Source organism: Catellatospora methionotrophica, assembly GCF_011297335.1.
GTDB lineage: Bacteria > Actinomycetota > Actinomycetes > Mycobacteriales > Micromonosporaceae > Catellatospora > Catellatospora methionotrophica.
The window spans coordinates 80,281-95,775 of record NZ_JAAOTJ010000013.1 but is presented as its reverse complement, the minus strand read 5'-3'; the positions used below and the strand labels follow the sequence as shown (position 1 = coordinate 95,775).

General features: G+C 72.5%; 17 protein-coding genes and 4 tRNA genes. 13 read left to right on the top strand and 8 right to left on the bottom strand.

Translation table 11 applies throughout. The features are described from left to right. The first annotated feature begins 1 nt into the window (after window position 1). The 3 genes from HAV40_RS25600 to HAV40_RS25590 are packed head-to-tail and all read left to right on the top strand — an operon-like array spanning window position 2 to window position 1,359. Window positions 2-412, top strand: a complete 411-nt coding sequence (locus HAV40_RS25600) for a roadblock/LC7 domain-containing protein (RefSeq protein WP_166385713.1) — start codon at window positions 2-4, stop codon at window positions 410-412. After that, the gene (locus HAV40_RS25595; RefSeq protein WP_166385520.1) at window positions 402-791 is read left to right on the top strand and encodes a DUF742 domain-containing protein; all 390 of its coding nucleotides are present in this window, start codon (window positions 402-404) and stop codon (window positions 789-791) included. The genes HAV40_RS25600 and HAV40_RS25595 overlap by 11 nt, the downstream gene beginning before the upstream one ends. Then, entirely contained in the window at window positions 772-1,359 is a 588-nt protein-coding gene (locus tag HAV40_RS25590) for a GTP-binding protein (protein ID WP_166385518.1), read from the top strand. The genes HAV40_RS25595 and HAV40_RS25590 overlap by 20 nt, the downstream gene beginning before the upstream one ends. 57 nt (window positions 1,360-1,416) lie before the next feature. Here HAV40_RS25590 and HAV40_RS25585 read toward each other — a convergent pair whose 3' ends face one another. Further along, window positions 1,417-1,641, bottom strand: coding sequence for a hypothetical protein (locus HAV40_RS25585; RefSeq protein ID WP_166385516.1), 225 nt, complete (start codon window positions 1,639-1,641; stop codon window positions 1,417-1,419). A gap of 69 nt (window positions 1,642-1,710) precedes the next feature. Here HAV40_RS25585 and HAV40_RS25580 point away from each other — a divergent pair, with 69 nt between their 5' ends. Next, window positions 1,711-2,163, top strand: a complete 453-nt coding sequence (locus HAV40_RS25580; RefSeq protein WP_166385514.1) for a GNAT family N-acetyltransferase — start codon at window positions 1,711-1,713, stop codon at window positions 2,161-2,163. Further along, on the top strand, window positions 2,160-2,549 hold the full coding sequence (locus HAV40_RS25575; protein ID WP_166385512.1) for a PIN domain-containing protein: 390 nt from the start codon (window positions 2,160-2,162) through the stop codon (window positions 2,547-2,549). The genes HAV40_RS25580 and HAV40_RS25575 overlap by 4 nt, the downstream gene beginning before the upstream one ends. Here the strand turns inward: HAV40_RS25575 and HAV40_RS25570 are convergent. Then, entirely contained in the window at window positions 2,484-3,818 is a 1,335-nt protein-coding gene (locus HAV40_RS25570) for a PD40 domain-containing protein (protein WP_166385510.1), read from the bottom strand. The genes HAV40_RS25575 and HAV40_RS25570 overlap by 66 nt on opposite strands. Beyond that, window positions 3,815-4,324 carry a SigE family RNA polymerase sigma factor gene (locus HAV40_RS25565; protein WP_166385508.1) on the bottom strand — a complete coding sequence of 170 codons (510 nt, stop codon included), beginning with the start codon at window positions 4,322-4,324 and terminating at the stop codon, window positions 3,815-3,817. Before HAV40_RS25565 ends, HAV40_RS25570 begins: the two co-directional genes overlap by 4 nt. A gap of 105 nt (window positions 4,325-4,429) precedes the next feature. On the opposite strand from HAV40_RS25565, the gene HAV40_RS25560 reads away from it, so the two are divergent. Next, window positions 4,430-4,972, top strand: coding sequence for an RNA 2'-phosphotransferase (locus HAV40_RS25560; RefSeq protein WP_166385506.1), 543 nt, complete (start codon window positions 4,430-4,432; stop codon window positions 4,970-4,972). A gap of 185 nt (window positions 4,973-5,157) precedes the next feature. Here the strand turns inward: HAV40_RS25560 and HAV40_RS25555 are convergent. After that, window positions 5,158-5,230 (bottom strand) — tRNA-Gly (locus HAV40_RS25555). Window positions 5,231-5,383: 153 nt separating this feature from the next. Between HAV40_RS25555 and HAV40_RS25550 the strand changes: the two genes are divergently transcribed. From HAV40_RS25550 to HAV40_RS25530, 5 genes are all read left to right on the top strand, one after another. Next, a complete protein-coding gene (locus tag HAV40_RS25550; RefSeq protein ID WP_166385504.1) occupies window positions 5,384-6,478 on the top strand; it encodes a CapA family protein in 1,095 nt (364 codons plus the stop codon). A 95-nt stretch (window positions 6,479-6,573) separates the two neighbouring features. Next, window positions 6,574-6,646: transfer RNA gene (locus HAV40_RS25545), tRNA-Gly, on the top strand. Between the two features lie 27 nt (window positions 6,647-6,673). Next, window positions 6,674-6,744: transfer RNA gene (locus HAV40_RS25540), tRNA-Cys, on the top strand. A 21-nt stretch (window positions 6,745-6,765) separates the two neighbouring features. Beyond that, window positions 6,766-6,840, top strand: a tRNA-Val gene (locus HAV40_RS25535). 216 nt (window positions 6,841-7,056) lie between these two features. Next, window positions 7,057-7,377, top strand: coding sequence for a hypothetical protein (locus HAV40_RS25530; RefSeq protein ID WP_166385502.1), 321 nt, complete (start codon window positions 7,057-7,059; stop codon window positions 7,375-7,377). Window positions 7,378-7,537: 160 nt separating this feature from the next. Here HAV40_RS25530 and HAV40_RS25525 read toward each other — a convergent pair whose 3' ends face one another. The 4 genes from HAV40_RS25525 to HAV40_RS25510 form a co-directional block, all read right to left on the bottom strand. After that, window positions 7,538-8,743 carry a vWA domain-containing protein gene (locus HAV40_RS25525; RefSeq protein WP_166385500.1) on the bottom strand — a complete coding sequence of 402 codons (1,206 nt, stop codon included), beginning with the start codon at window positions 8,741-8,743 and terminating at the stop codon, window positions 7,538-7,540. Between the two features lies 1 nt (window position 8,744). After that, on the bottom strand, window positions 8,745-9,974 hold the full coding sequence (locus HAV40_RS25520) for an AAA family ATPase (RefSeq protein WP_166385498.1): 1,230 nt from the start codon (window positions 9,972-9,974) through the stop codon (window positions 8,745-8,747). A gap of 243 nt (window positions 9,975-10,217) precedes the next feature. Then, a complete protein-coding gene (locus HAV40_RS25515) occupies window positions 10,218-11,597 on the bottom strand; it encodes a hypothetical protein (RefSeq protein ID WP_166385496.1) in 1,380 nt (459 codons plus the stop codon). A 120-nt stretch (window positions 11,598-11,717) separates the two neighbouring features. After that, window positions 11,718-12,917 (bottom strand): MFS transporter, encoded by a 1,200-nt coding sequence (locus HAV40_RS25510; RefSeq protein WP_166385494.1) that lies wholly within the window; start codon window positions 12,915-12,917, stop codon window positions 11,718-11,720. A gap of 255 nt (window positions 12,918-13,172) precedes the next feature. Here HAV40_RS25510 and HAV40_RS25505 point away from each other — a divergent pair, with 255 nt between their 5' ends. Together HAV40_RS25505 and manD are read left to right on the top strand one after the other, a co-directional pair. Beyond that, window positions 13,173-14,138, top strand: a complete 966-nt coding sequence (locus tag HAV40_RS25505; protein ID WP_166385492.1) for an alpha/beta hydrolase — start codon at window positions 13,173-13,175, stop codon at window positions 14,136-14,138. A 110-nt stretch (window positions 14,139-14,248) separates the two neighbouring features. Beyond that, the gene (manD, locus tag HAV40_RS25500) at window positions 14,249-15,472 is read left to right on the top strand and encodes a D-mannonate dehydratase ManD (RefSeq protein WP_166385490.1); all 1,224 of its coding nucleotides are present in this window, start codon (window positions 14,249-14,251) and stop codon (window positions 15,470-15,472) included. Window positions 15,473-15,495 lie beyond the last annotated feature (23 nt).

The window sequence follows — 15,495 nt, the reverse complement described above, 5'->3', positions numbered from 1 at the left end:
CGTGGTACCGACGACGACCCGACCCGCGACCGACTGGCTGCTCGACGACCTGCTCGCGCGTGTGCCACAGGCCCGCTGCGCCGTCGTGCTCTCCGTCGACGGCCTGCTCACCGGAGTCTCCAGCGGCCTGTCCCGCGACGACGCCGAGCACCTGGCCGCGATCGCGTCCGGGTTCTCCAGTCTCGCCACCGCCACCGGCCAGCGCTTCAAGGGCGGCCAGGTGCGCCAGACCATCGTCGAGATGGAAGAGGCGTTCCTCCTGGTGAGCACGGCCGGACAGGGCTCCTGCCTCGCGGTGCTCGCCGACCCCGACAGCGACCTGGGCATCCTCGCGTACGAGATGGCCATGCTGGCAACCCGCGTGGGCACGCACCTGTCCACGCCGTCGCGGACGGGCACCGATGTCCACTGACCCGCTCGACGGTGTCGAGGAAGGCCCGGCCTGGTGGGACCACGAGGCCGGCCCCGTGGTGCGCCCGTACATGGTCACCGGCGGGCGGGTCCGGCCCACCACCGTCGACTTCGACCTGATCACCTACCTGGTGGCCACGGCGACGCTCGCCGCGGACACCCCCAGCCCGGAGCACCAGGCGATCCTGGCGCTGACCCAGGAGCCGCGCGCGGTCGCCGAGGTCGCGTCCCGCGTCGATCTACCCCTGGGTGTCGTCCGCGTGCTGTTGTGTGATCTGCTTTCCGACGGGCTGATCGCCCGCTACGATCCTCCCTCCACAGACCATCTCCCCAACGTCGAAACCCTGCAGGCGGTGATCCATGGACTCCGTGCGCTCTGACACCGCACCGGTCCCCCAGGCTCTCAAGATCCTGGTCGCCGGGGGCTTCGGCGCCGGCAAGACGACCCTGGTCGGCGCGGTCAGCGAGATCGCTCCACTGCGGACCGAGGAGGTGCTGACCACGGCGGGCGTCGGCACCGACGACACCACGGGGGTCGCCACCAAGACCACCACGACGGTGGCGATGGACTTCGGCCGGATCACCATCAACCCGAGCCTGGTGCTGTACCTGTTCGGCACCCCGGGGCAGAACCGGTTCTGGTTCCTGTGGGACGAGCTGGCCACCGGCGCGCTGGGCGCGGTCGTGCTCGCCGACACCCGGCGGCTGGCCGACTCTTTCGCCGCGATCGACTACTTCGAGCAGCGCAACACGCCGTTCGTCATCGCGGTGAACTGCTTCGACAACGACCAGCGCTACACCGCCGAGCAGGTGCGCGAGGCGCTGGACGTGGACGGCCACGTGCCGGTGCTGCTCACCGATGCGCGCGACCGCATGTCGGTGAAGAACGTGCTGATCACGCTGGTCGAGCACGTGCTGACGATGGTCCGCAGCACCGTCCCCGCCTGACCTGCGACGACAGACGCCGGTGGACGCGCCCCGCGCGCGCCCACCGGCGTCTTCGCGTCACTTCTTGCGGCTGCGCATGACCAGGAAGACGACGCCGACGATGATCGCGACCACGACCAGGCAGCACAGCACGCTGAAGATGCCGCCGAAGCCGAAGCTGCTCTTCTTCTTGCGCACGATGTCGGCGACGCCCGACTCCTCCGCCCACGCGGTGGCCGGGATGAGCACGGTGGCGAGGAAGCCGGTGACGACAGCGGCCCAAACACGAGAGATACGTTCCATGCGCGCCAGCGTAGAGGGCGGCCGCCACGGTAGGTCCGTACATCGTCGGCATTCTGCTACCGTCGCGCTGTGAATGATCTTGAGATTCGCCGTGCCACCCTCGCTGACGTGCCCGTCATCGTCGCGATGCTCGCCGACGACCCGCTCGGCGCGACCCGTGAGGGCGACCCGGCCGACCCGGCGTACGCCCGAGCCTTCGCCCTGCTCGACGCGGACCCGCACCAACTGCTGGCCGTCGCCGAACGCGACGGTCAGGTCGTCGGCACGCTGCAGCTCACCGTCATCGCCGGGCTCAGCCGCCGCGGGATGAGCCGGGCCCTGATCGAGGCCGTGCGGGTACGCGCCGACCAGCGCGGCCACGGCACCGGACGGCAGCTGATCCAGTGGGCGATCGACCGCGCCCGCGCCGAGGGCTGCGGCCTGGTCCAGCTCACCACCGACCGGTCCCGCACCGACGCGCACCGCTTCTACGAGGGTCTGGGCTTCGCAGCGACCCACGTGGGCATGAAACTGGCACTGTGACCACACCCGCGCCCCGCCCGCTGCTCGTCGTCGACGCCGCCAACGTCGTCGGCTCCGTACCCGACGGCTGGTGGCGCGACCGCCACGGCGCCGCGACCCGGCTGCGCGACGCCGTCGCCCGAGTGGCCGAACCCGGCCTGCCGCAGCTGCCCGGCCCGATCGACGTCGTGCTCGTCGTCGAGGGCGCGGCCCGTGGCGTGGCGGCCACACCCGAGGTGCGCGTGCTCGCCGCGCCCCACAGCGGCGACGACGCGATCGTCGACCTGGTACGCGAGGAGGTCGCGGCACGGCCCGTCGTCGTCGCCACCGCCGACCGCGGGCTACGCGACCGTGTCACCGCCCTCGGCGCGCAGATCGTCGGGCCCCGCACCCTGCCCTACCCCTGAGTCCCGTAGCACCTGTACGGCCCGCCTGCGGCGGCGCAGCACCATGAACAGCAGCGCCGGTGGCGCCACGCACGCCAGCAGCACCCCGAACGCCCACGGCTGCGCGTCCACCGGATTCGCCGACCGGCTGCCGAGCGTCCCGTGCTCCACGACGCCCCGGGGCACGTTCAGCCCGCCAGCGCCGGAGGCCAGGGTCAACAGCACCCGCGCCGACCCGTCCGGCCTCGCGGCGACCAGCTTCGCGGTGTCCTCCGTGCCGCGCTGGTCGACGAAGACCGGCTCGCCGTCCCGCCAGCCCACCAGCCCGGTCGGCCGACCCTGCCGTGCGGTTGCCGCCTCGTCGACGGCCTTACCGGTCACCGGATCGACATACTGCATCCGCCAGCCCCACAGGCCGTCCGGGTACACGTCGCAGGCCGTCCAGACGCAACCGTCCGCGACCATCAGCACCACCGAGCGGCCGTCCGGCGTCCACGCCGCCTCCCCGGCCAGTCGCTGCCGGTCTGTCAGCTCGAACAGGATGTTGGGCGTCCCGCTGGTGAGGTCGACCACGGTCAGCGTCTGCGGCTGCCCGGCCCGGCCCGTGGTCACCGCGACCCGCTCCCCGTCCGGCGAGAACGCCGCCGCCGGGGTGTCCGCAACGGTGAACAGCACAGGCTTGACCGCGCCGGTGGCCAGCTCGAAGTACGCGACCGCGTCCCGATCGCCCGGGCGCTGCTCGATGACGCCGTCGTCACGGTCGAGCACCAGCAACAGCCGCCGGCCGTCGGGTGACCACGCCAGCGGCCTTGCCTTGTCCACCGTCTGCACGCTATGCCCGGTGACCAGGTCCACGATCTCGGACCGGCGCGCCAGGTGCCTGCCGTCCGGCGAAAGCAGGCCCAGGTCCGCGTCGGGATCCATCGGGAACAGGCGGTACGAGCCGTCGCGGCCGACCAGGACCCCGGCCCCCTCCAGATAGACCGTGTGCGCGTCGACGAACGCGGCTACCACCGGCCCGTTCGGATCCTGCTCGTAGGTCAGCTGCCACGGGTACGGCCGACCCAGCACCCCCGGCGCGGGGCCGTCGGCCGGTTGCGGGCCCGTCCCGCCCACTACCAGCCCCGGCAGCGCCGCCAAGCTCACGACCAGCAGCACCCCGGCCAGCGCCGTCGCCGCCCGGCGCACCCGCCGCCGACGGCGCCCCCGCCGCCACAACTGCTCGCCAAGCCGCGGCGCGGGCGCGGACTCAGCGGCCCGCCGCAGCGCCTCCCGCAACGCCTCGCTCACCCGTTCACCTCCGCCAGCGACCCCGACAACTCCGGGGCGATCACCCGCAGCCGCGCCAGCGCGTCCCTGGTCTGGCTCTTCACCGTGCCGACCGCGATGCCAAGCGCCGCGGCCGTCTCCACCTCACTCAGATCCTCGAAGTAGCGCAGCACCAGCACCGCCCGCTGTCTCGGGGCCAGCCGGGCCAGCGCCTGGCGCACCGCGAGCGCGGTCACCGTCTCGCCGGAGAAGTCCACGGCCGCCCGCTCGGGCAGCACCGCGACCGGCAGCGCCTCCCGGCGCACCCGCCGCCACCAGGACACATGTTGGGTGTAGAGGATGCGGCGCACGTATGCGTCCGGCTCACGGGCCTCGGACACGCGCTCCCAATGCGATGCCAGGCGCAGCAGCGTCAGCTGCACCAGATCGTCGGCCAGGAACGGATCGCCGGTGAGCAGGTACGCCACCCGGCCCAGCATGGGCAGCCGGGAGCGCACGTACTCGTCGAACGACGCGGCGTCGGTCATCAGCACCTCCGCCTCGTACACGCGGCGGCGCGGCCTCGCGGAGGGGTCCCGGTGCGGCCTATTCGATCGACGGCGGTGCCGCGCGCCGCTACGGTGGTCGGTGTCATGGACGTGAAGAAGATAAGCAAGCAGCTGGCGTACGTGCTGCGCCACCGCCCCGACACCATCGGCATCACCCTGGGCCCCGACGGCTGGGTGCCGATCGACACCCTGCTGGCCGCACTGCGCGCCCACGGCAAGGGCATCAGCCGTGCCACGCTGGACACCGTCGTGGCCGACAACGACAAGCAGCGCTTCGCCATCGACGGCGACCGCATCCGGGCCAGCCAGGGCCACTCCGTGCAGGTGGACCTCGGACTCACCCCGGTCACGCCGCCCGCGCGGCTCTACCACGGCACCGCCCGCCGCAACGTCGACTCGATCATGGCCGACGGCGTACACCGTGGCAGCCGCCACCACGTTCACCTGTCCGGCGACCCCGGCACCGCCCACACCGTCGGCAGCCGCCACGGCGCACCGGTGATCCTCATCGTCGACGCCGAAGCCATGGCCGCCGCCGGCCACACCTTCTACCGCAGCGCCAACGGCGTCTGGCTCACCGACGAGATCCCCCCGACCTACCTTCTCGGCCAAACCCCCACGCCCTGAGCCCCTCTCTCCCCCTTGCCGCAACTCTTAAAGAGTCGCGGCTACACGGCCGCCTGGTAGCCGCGACTCTTTAAGAGTTGCGGCAGGAAAGGGGCGGGGCCGGGCGGCGGGGTGGAGTGGGGTGGGGGTGGAGAAAGGCGAATCGCCGGTGACCCCGTGGGGTTCCGGCGATTGCGGTGGAAGAGAGCGGATGACGAGATTCGAACTCGCGACCCTCACCTTGGCAAGGTGATGCGCTACCAGCTGCGCTACATCCGCACGTCCGTCAGCCTGCCTCGCGGCCCGCTGCCTGACAGGACAGAACTTTAACGGATCGTTCCCGGGCCGCGCCACCGGGTATCCCCCCGGTCGCCGAGAACCCGGTCAAGACGGTGATGCGAAACGCCCTCACCTGCCCGTACCCTCGTGCCCGTGACCTCCCCCCGCGCCCCTCGCGCCGCGCGTCTCACGCTGGCCCTCGCCCTCGCCGCGGCCCTGGCTGCCTGCTCCGCCGACCCGCCCGCCGTCTGGCAGCCCCCCGCGGCCAGCGCGCCGGTGCCCGCCCCCGCCGACAGCGCCGCCCCCAGCAGCACCCCGCCCGCCGAGGAGATCACCCTGGCCTTCGCCGGGGACGTGCACTTCACCGGCCGCACCCTGCCCCTGCTCAAGGACCCGGACACCGCCGTCGGCCCCTACGCCGAGCAGCTGCGCGCCGCCGACTTCGCCATGGTCAACCTGGAGACCGCGGTCACCGACCGGGGCACCCCGCAGCCCAAGGAGTTCCACTTCCGCGCGCCGACGACCGCGTACGCGGCGATCCAGGCCGCCGGAATCGACCTTGTCTCCATCGCCAACAACCACACCCTCGACTACGGCCAGGTCGGCCTGCTCGACACCCTCGACTCGGCCAAGACCGCCGGAATGTCGATCGTCGGCGCGGGACACAACACCACCGAGGCGTACGCCCCGCACCTGGTCACCGTGAAGGGCGTCCGGCTGGGGATCGTCGGGCTGTCCCAGGTCCACGAGCTCAAGGAGCAGTGGAAGCCCACCGCCACCCGCCCCGGCATCGCCATGGCGTTCGACCGGAAACTGTCCGTCGCCGCGATCAAGCAGGCCCGCGCGCAGGCCGACGTGGTGATCGCCTTCATGCACTGGGGCACCGAGGGCCAGGGCTGCCCCAACGGCGACCAGAAGTCGATCGCCAAGGCCCTGTCCGACGCGGGCGCTGACCTGATCATCGGCACGCACGCCCACGTACTGCTCGCCGACGGCTTCCTGGGCGGCGCCTACGTGCACTACGGCCTGGGCAACTTCCTCTGGTACTCGACCTCCAAGAGCACCGACACCGGCCTGCTGACCGTGACGATCAAGGACGGGAAGGTCAAAACCCGGAAATTCACCCCCGGTGTCGTATCGAACAACGGCCAGCCCAAGCCCGTCACCGGAGCCGCGCTGACCGCCGTGCAGGGCAGGCTCGAACAGGCCGCACGCTGCACTGGACTGGCCAAGAGCCCCGCCACGTGACGCGCCGGGGGACCCCGGTTTGTCAAGACCTCGCCGGACCGGCTAAAGTTCTCAACCGTTGGGCAAGCACGCCGGAAGGCGGGCGAAACTGACAAGCGGATGTAGCGCAGCTGGTAGCGCATCACCTTGCCAAGGTGAGGGTCGCGAGTTCGAATCTCGTCATCCGCTCGGAGAACCGCCGCAAGGCGTCACCACGGTGGAGTGGCCGAGAGGCGAGGCAACGGCCTGCAAAGCCGTGTACACGGGTTCAAATCCCGTCTCCACCTCGTAGTACCGCAGTACCGCACGGGCGATTGGCGCAGTGGGAGCGCGCTTCCTTGACACGGAAGAGGTCACTGGTTCAAACCCAGTATCGCCCACCAGCAAAGAGGGCCTGTCCGATCATCGGACAGGCCCTCTTTCGTCTTCCTGTGGAGAGGCTCAGCAGAGATCGACTAGCTGATCAGGCGGTGTCCGCGACGGTCGTCAGGTCCTACGGTGGTGCCGTGAGAGTGCGGAAACGGGCACGGACGACCGCAGTGGCTGGCCTTGTCCTGGCGGTTTGCGGGCTGGTCGAGTTGCCGCTGACAATGAACGCCGTGATGCCGCCGGTGACCCTGGTGTTCACCCTGCCGGTCGCGCTGTACTACGCGGTGTTCGTGGCGCTGCCAGGTGAGCGCTACGGCATGGGAACTTGGCGGCCGGTACGGCGTATGCCGTTCTGGGCGAGGGCCACGTTCGCGGTAACTCTCCTGGCCCCGTTGGCGTTCCTACTGCTCTCGTCGCCGCCGGGCCCCCGGCGCGAGACCGCGACGACAGCTCCGTTCTCCCTTCTCGCGGTGCAGTTCGGCGTCTTATTCGCGTTGCTGTCCTGGGACCGTCTGCGTCGACTCGGCAGCGCCCAGGACTCTGGCTCATGACCGAGCCCCCGGATTGCCGCTGACCTAGCCGCCTCCGGTTCAGACCATCACGAAGGCGTGCGGCGGGTGAGCACGATCGGCATCGCGTTCCCCCACCCTCGACCAGTGGAATCAGGGTGGATACGACCGCCCGTGGGCACCGGAGGTTCGCCGGAACCGATCATCCGATCTCGACCACCCGCGCCCAGTCCGGCGGCAGGTCCGGCACGTACTCCGAGTCCTCGTCCCAACTGCTCTCGCGGGGGAACAGGCCCACCACCGTCCGGCAGGGCGGCTCTGCGGACGGCCAGGGGGTCTGGCCGTCGGTCAGGACGACGATGACGTCCGGGCGCGGGGTCAGGCGCAGCGCCTTGGCGAATCCGGCCCGCAGGTCCGTGCCACCACCGCCGGTCAGCGGAATCCCCTCGGCCCGGCACAGCGCGTACGCGACCCCCGCTGCCGCGTCGCAGGACAGCACGGTGACCAGGTCCCGCCGCCCACCGACGGCGCGGGCGATGGCGGTGACCTCCAGCAGGGCGCTGCCCAGTTCGGCGTCGCTGACCGAACCGGACGTGTCGATGACCACCACGACCCGGGGCGGCCTGCGCCGCAGGCTCGGCAGCACGATGCCGGGCAGGCTAGCGGACCTGCGTGACGGGCGGCCGTAGCTGTAGTCGTCGCCCGCGCCGGGGGCGGTCGCCGCCGAGCGGACCGCCGCGCCGAGCAGTTCCCGCCACGGCTGCGGCGGGTGGAACGCCTCGTCGGCCCAGCGCTTCCAGCCTTTCGAGGCGTGGCCGGGTGACCCGACCAGGCCCTGAGCGACCCGGAACCGGACCGCGTCGCATTGCTGGTCGTCTAGCCCGTGCGCGCCGTTGGGCCCGAGGTCCCACTCCCGGTCCATGCCGTCGGCCCCGCTGCCGCAGTCGAGCCAGACCAGATTCTGGGTACGCGGCCCGAGGCGGAACTGGCGCAGGTAGTCCTCCATCAGTTCGCCGTCGGACAGGCCGAGCAGTTGCGGGTCGACGGCGTCGGCGGGGCGGGCCAGACCGTCGCCGTACACGTCGTCGTTGATCTCGCAGTCGGCGGCGATGTTGATCCGCAGCCGCTCCCCCGGGCCGGTCAGGCCGCGTTCGGCGGCCACCCGGTCGCCGCGCCGGTGGTGGTCGCGCAGCAGGTGGGAGACTTCGTGGACCCATACGCCGGCGAGTTCGTCCAGTGGGGTGCGGTCGACGAACGCCGGGGACACGTAGCAGCGCCAGTGCCGGTCGACGGCCATCGTCGGCACCCGTGACGATGCGACCGGGTGCAGTGCGAACAGGGCCGTGGCCAGGTAGGGGCGGACCCGGGCGGCGTGCAGGCGGGCGGCGTACAGCTTCTCGGTGTCCATGTCAGGCACCGGTGAGTGCGGCGGCCTGGTCGGCGCGGCGGGACAGGGACACCGCACCGGCGAGGCGTTCGATGTCGGCGGGCAGTGTCCAGTCGTCGGTGCGCAGCGCGGCGAGCGTGGACGCGGGTACGACGACCAGGTCGGGTGCCCCGGTCTCCAGGGCGCGCACGAGCACCGCCCAGGCGGCGTCCCAGCGGGACTGGTCGGGCTGCCTGCGGACCGCTTCGACGACGCCGTCGAGCACGGCCTGGCGCAGGTCGCCGCGGTCGGGCAGGACGGCCGAGGCCGGGTCGGCCAGCAGGGTCTCCGGGTCGGGCAGGTCGAGTCTGTCCAGGCCGGCCAGCAGTTCCAGGCCGGGGCCGTCGCCGACGGTGCCGCGGACCAGCATGGACAGCACCTCGCGGGAGGTGCCCGCCGCGGTCGCGAACGCGATCAGGCGCAGGGTCATGTCCCAGCTGCGGGGTGAGGGCCACGCTCCGCCGCGGCGGGTCTCGCTGTTGGGCAGCCGGTGGACGAGCGCGGGGCGGGTAGTCAGCAGCGCGCACACGGCCCGGCGGGCGTACGCGACGGATGCGGCGAGCCGTTCGGGGTCGAGCCGGGGCAGGGTCGCGCGGGGCCAGGTGCCGCCGAGGCCGCGTACCACGACGTCGTGGTCGTGGACCCACTGCAGGTGGACGAACCGGTTGGCGAGGGGCGCGCTCAGTTCCCAGCCGTCGGCGGCCGACGAGCGCGGGTTCGCGGCGGCGACGATCCGCACGCCGGGCGGCAGCTGCAGGGCGCCGACCCGGCGTTCGAGCACCAGCCGCAGCAGCGCGGCCTGCACGGCGGGCGGGGCGGTCGACAGCTCGTCCAGGAACAGCAGCCCCCGTCCGGCCCGCACCAGGCGTACGGCCCAGTCCGGCGGGGCCATCGGCACGCCCTGCACGGCGGGGTCGTCGCCGACGACGGGCAGGCCGGAGAAGTCCGACGGCTCGTGCACGCTGGCGATGACCGTGGTCAGCGGCAGGTCGAGGGAGGCGGCGAGCTGGGTCAGCGCGGCGGTCTTGCCGATGCCGGGCTCGCCCCACAGCAGCACCGGCAGGTCGGCGGCCACGGCGAGGGTCAGCGCCTCCAGCTGGGTGTCGGGGCGCGGCTCGGTCGCGGTGTCGCCGAGCAGGGCGAGCAGGTCGGCAGCCACGTCGAGCTGCCGGACGGTCGCGTCGGAGATGGCGGGTTCAGCGATAACGGTCATGTTTGATCACCTTGGGTTTGTCGGTGCCGCGGGACGGCATTGGTCGAGCGGGGATGGGGCGTGCGCTGGTAGGCCGGGTGGTGGTGCGGGTGGCACACGCGAGTGCGGCGCACAGTCGGGGGCGCTGCGGCGGGTCGCCGCCGACCGGTGGCTGCGGCCGACGGCGCGGCACGGTGGGCAAGGAGGCGGCTTGGCCACCGTGGAGGCCGCTCGGAGCAGCGGGCAGGGAACGGCGACGCGGTGTCAGCGGCCCGTGGTGTGGCGTGGACGGAAGCGGGTAGCGCGCCGCTCGCGGCGGCGGCCGACGCCTCGTGAGGTGGGATGAGGTCCGGTGCCGGCCAGCCCGGCCCGGAACAGCCCGTGCGTGACCCGGCCCTGGGCGGCCGCCTCCAGCTCGTCGCGGAGCGCGCCGCTGCGCAGCAGCGCGTCCGGTCCGAGCAGGCCCTCGACGGCGGCGAGGGCACCAGCGGCGTCGCCGTGGTCGAGCCGGGCACGCACGTCGACGAGGCTCTCCGGGTGGCGGTGGGTCTCGTCGATCGCCCGCAGGCACGGCAGCGGCGGGCCGCCGAGTGCGGTCAGCAGCTCCTCGCGCCTGATCTCGGCCGGGTCGTGGTCGAGTGCGGTGAGTACGCCGTCCACCAGGGCGATCCGGTGCCGTTGGCCACGGCAGTCGACGTGTCGCGGGCCGCCCGGCTGGTGGGTCGGCGGCCGCAGGGGCGGCGGGTGGTCCGGCGCGAGCGCCGCCGCGACCAGCGGATGCAGGTTGTCGGCGTCGACGAGCCCGTGGTGCAGCAGCTCCAGGTCGGGCAGCAGCCACGTCGCGGCGTCGGGCAGCACCAGGGTCGCGGCGCTCCGGTCCCGGGACGGCACGGCTGAGATCCGTGCCGTGTCCTGTTCGGAGCAGACGTCCACCCGGAACCGCTGCCTGCTGTCGACTCGTACCGTGACCGTGCCGCCGGTGTGGCCGTCCGCGTGGACGACCAGCGCCGCTTCGGCTGCCCACCGGTGCACTGCGCAGCCGCCGGGCAGCGGGCCTGCCGACGCGTGGTCGACGGCCCACCGGTCGGGGCTGACGGCAGAACCTGCTGTGTCCGGCCAGGTGTCCGCGCCGCAGCGGTGGGCCAGTTCGGGAGCCCGGCGCACGTCCCACAGGTGGCGGTGCAGGTCGAGGCGGAAACGCCGGTCGGGCTGCGGATGCGGGTGCAGGCGCGGCGCGTCGCCGGACCGGTCCCACAGCGCGAGACTGATCCGCTGCCCGGCGTCGGCCCACGCGGGTGGCGTACGGACCACGAGCTGGGGGCCGCCGTAGCGGGCCAGGGAGATGGTCAGGCCCGGGCGCAGCAGTCCGTCCGGGGCGATCCTCGGCATGTGTGAGCGCAGCAGATCGGGCGCGAGATGCCGCAGGTCGTCACGGACCTGGGCGGCGAGTTCCCGGCCGTGGGCGTGTGCCACGGCGCGCAGGTTCAGATCGACGTCGACACGTGCGGCGGCGCAGGCCCCGGCCCAGTCACCGGCGGCCCGGCGGGCGGTCGCACTTTCGATCATCGAAGGCGGCACGGCGAACTCGCGCACGCGCAGCCACAGGGCAAGACGGGTATCCGTCGTCGCAGCAGAAGAGCGCATCAGCACTCACCTTTTGCGGACGGGACCCCCGATCTGATCGCGAAGGTAGTCATCGCGGGGAAGCGTACAACGCCGCGCCACCGTTGTCAGGTCCCATCGGCGCACCGGGTTCGGGAAGGGTCATCCCGGCTCACCGGTCTGCGCGGCGATCGCCCGCCGCTCGGCCGCGACGGGCACGATCGCTGCGGCGACCAGCGGAAAGGCGGCTACCACGGCGAAGCTCGGGGCGAAGTCGACGGCGGCGATCGTCACCGCCAGGACCGGCGGAACGGCGGCGGCGAGGGTGTTCTGTCCCGTGGTCTGGATGCCCAGCGCCCGGCCCGCCCACGCGGATCCCGCGTACTCGGCGACGGCGGTGAAGGACAGGCCGTTGCTGCTCACGGCGACCACGGCCAGGAACAGCAGGAGCGGCACCGCCAGGCCCGATCCGGCTACGGCGGCGGCGGCCAGCGCCAGCATCCCGGCGCCGGTGGTGACCGCGATGAGCCGCATCGGCCGCAGCCTGCTGCCGGTGCGGTCGGACCAGTAGCCCGCGCCGAGCCGGCTCAGCGCGCCGCACAGTTGCGCCCCGGCCAGCAGGTGCCCGGCGTCCAGGGCGGCCCAGCCCCGGGCGTCGGTGAGGAAGACGAGCGCGAACGTGGTGATCGTGAACTGGGGGATGACCAGCAGCGCGCTGGCGGCGTGGATGCGCCACAGTCCCGAGGTGCGGTAGGGCGAGGCCGGCCGCGTGCCGGGGGTCGGCGGGGCGGCGGACGGCGGTGGCGGGGCCGGGTCGCGTACCAGCAGGAAGGACGCTGCCGCGGCGGCCAGGAACAGGGCCGCGAGGAACAGCAGCGGGGAGCCGATGCCGCCCGTGGCCAGGGCGGGCAGGGTCGCGGCGGCCAGCGCCAGGCCCAGCGGCCCTGCGCTCTGCCGCAGGCCCATCGCCAGGGCCCGTTCGTGCCGGGCGAACCAGCCGAGGATGAGCCGCCCGCTCGCCAGCACCGAGGCCCCGAACGCGCCGGACAGCGCCAGGCACACGCCCAGTCCGAGCGTGCCGGGCACCCACCGGGCGGCGAGCAGGACCAGCCCGGCCAGCCCGAGGCCGGTCGACAGCACGATGCGCTCGCCCCACCGGTCGGCCGCCGCGCCCCAGGCGATGAGGGTGAGCATGACGCCGATGGTGGGGCAGGCGACCAGGACTCCGGCCTGTTCCAGGGTCAGTCCCTGGTCCCGGAACGCGGGGATCAGGTACGCGATGCCGTACTGGGCCGTGCTTCCGGCGGTCATCGCCAGCATGCCGACGACCAGCATCAGCCAGCGCCATCGCGCGTTCTCCATCGGTCGGCCCGTCCCGTCTCGGCACGCGGCGCGGCGCTGCCTTCGCGGAGCCGGCCGAGCGTGCGGTGTCCCATCCGCACCGATGATGATCCTCGACAAGCCGCCGTCGCGCTGCCCGCCCCTGGCCGTGCGCGGTGCGGGCCGCGTCGCGGTGTCGTCCAATGTGGCACGTTCCAGGCCTTGACCTGGCGTCAGCCGACCTCCTTAATCTTCCCTAAGGGAAACGCTGTTCCACTAAGGGAAACCGGAGGCACCATGTCGTTCCGCAGAGCCGCCCTCGCCCTGGCCCTGGCCGCCACGATCCTCGCCGCACCCGCGCCCGCGACCGCCGCACCCGGCGTCGTCGAGGTCAGCAACACCGTCGACATCCGCTGCGCCTTCTACACGATGAAGGCCGACGCCGACTGGTACTTCCCCGCCGGGACCCCGCGCGGGCTCGTCTACCTGCAGCACGGCTTCTCCCGCAGCAACGGCAACCTGCAGGACCTCGCCGAGCACTACGCCACCGCGGGTTTCGTGGTCTTCGCGCCGACCCTGCCGTCGGCGAACCTCTACGGCTGCACGGTCAACAACATCGGCAACAACACCGGATTCCTCGACAACGTCGCCGACCTGCTCGGCAAGGCCGCCGACAGCGGTGACAAGCTCGGCCGCAGCTTCGCCGACGCGCGCGCCAGGGCCGGCCGCACCGGGCTGGCGCTGCCGACCAGCTACGTGATCTCCGGCCACTCGGCCGGCGGCGAGGTCGCCGCCTACGTCGCCAACCGGCTGCGCACCTCGTACGCCGCCCAGTTCGCCAAGGTGAAGGCGCTGGTGCTGCTCGACCCGGTGAAGTCGCCGGTCGGGCAGAGCATGGCCGACGCGTTCAACGGCCTCAGGAACACCGCCCTGCCGATGTACGCGATCTCGTCCCCGCCGTACCTGGCCAACAGCAACGCCAGCGGCACCGTCGCGCTGACCTCCGCCGTGTCCCGCCCGTTCCTGGGCGTACGGCTGAGCACGGGCTGCCACTGCGACGCCGAGGGCGGCAGCACCGACGGCCTGTGCACGCTGACCTCGGGCACGCCACAGGCGCGCAACGTCGCCGCGTTGCAGACCCTGGCCGTCGGCTGGGCCGTGGACGGCGTCACCGGCACGAGCACCGCCGCGTACTACCCCGGCGGCGCGTACTACGACGGCCTGCTGGCCGACGGCGTGGTGCAGACCCTCAGCGGCGCCTGACGCGCGGCTCTCGACGGGTAGGGCGCGGCGGATGAGGGCACGTCGGGGTCGCGGCGCCGGGTCGCCTGGGCCTAGCATTTCGGCGAGCCAGCGTCCAGAAAGGCCACCTCGTGCAGATCGCCGCCGCTGAAGTCATCGTCACCAGCCCGGGCCGCAACTTCGTCACCTTGAAGATCACGACGGAGGACGGCATCACCGGCCTGGGCGACGCCACGCTCAACGGCCGCGAGCTGTCCGTCGCGTCCTACCTGACCGACCACGTCGTGCCGCTGCTGCTCGGCCGCGACGCGCACCGCATCGAGGACACCTGGCAGTACCTGTACCGCTCGGCCTACTGGCGGCGCGGCCCGGTCACCATGGCCGCCATCGCCGCCGTCGACGTGGCCCTGTGGGACATCAAGGCCAAGGCAGCCGGGATGCCGCTCTACCAGCTGCTCGGCGGCGCGTCCCGCAACGGGATCATGGCGTACGGGCACGCCTCCGGCCGGGACCTGCCCGAACTGTTCGACTCCGTACGCAAGCACCTCGCGCTCGGCTTCCGGTCCATCCGCATCCAGACCTCCGTGCCCGGCATCGACGCGGTCTACGGCGTCGCCGCGGTCACCGAGGGCGCCCGCTACGACTACGAACCCGCCCGGCGCACCCCGCTGCCCGTCGAGGAGGACTGGGACACCCGCGCCTACCTGCGCCACCTGCCCGGCGTCTTCGAGGCCGTACGCAACGAGTTCGGCCCCGAGCTGCCGCTGCTGCACGACGGCCACCACCGGATGACCCCCATCCAGGCCGCCCGGCTCGGCAGGGACCTGGAACCGTACGACCTGTTCTGGCTGGAGGACTGCACCCCGGCCGAGAACCAGGACGCGCTGCGCCTGGTCCGCCAGCACACCACCACGCCGCTGGCCATCGGCGAGGTCTTCAACACCGTCTGGGACTACCAGACCCTGATCCGCGAACAGCTCATCGACTACGTACGCAGCGCGGTCACCCACACCGGCGGCATCACCGCCATGCGCAAGCTGCTCGACTTCGCCGCCCAGTACCAGATCAAGTCGGGCATCCACGGGCCGACCGACATCTCGCCGGTCGGCATGGCCGCCGCGCTGCACCTGGACCTGGCCATCCACAACTTCGGCATCCAGGAGTACATGCAGCACAGCCCGCTGACCGACGAGGTGTTCCGGCAGTCGTTCACCTTCACCGACGGCTACCTGCACCCCGGCGAGCAGCCCGGCCTCGGCGTCGAACTCGACGAGCAGGCCGCCGCGCGTTTCCCGTACGTGGCCGCGTACCTGCCGGTCAACCGGCTCAAGGACGGCACCGTCCACGACTGGTGAACCCACGGATCATCCGCCGGGCG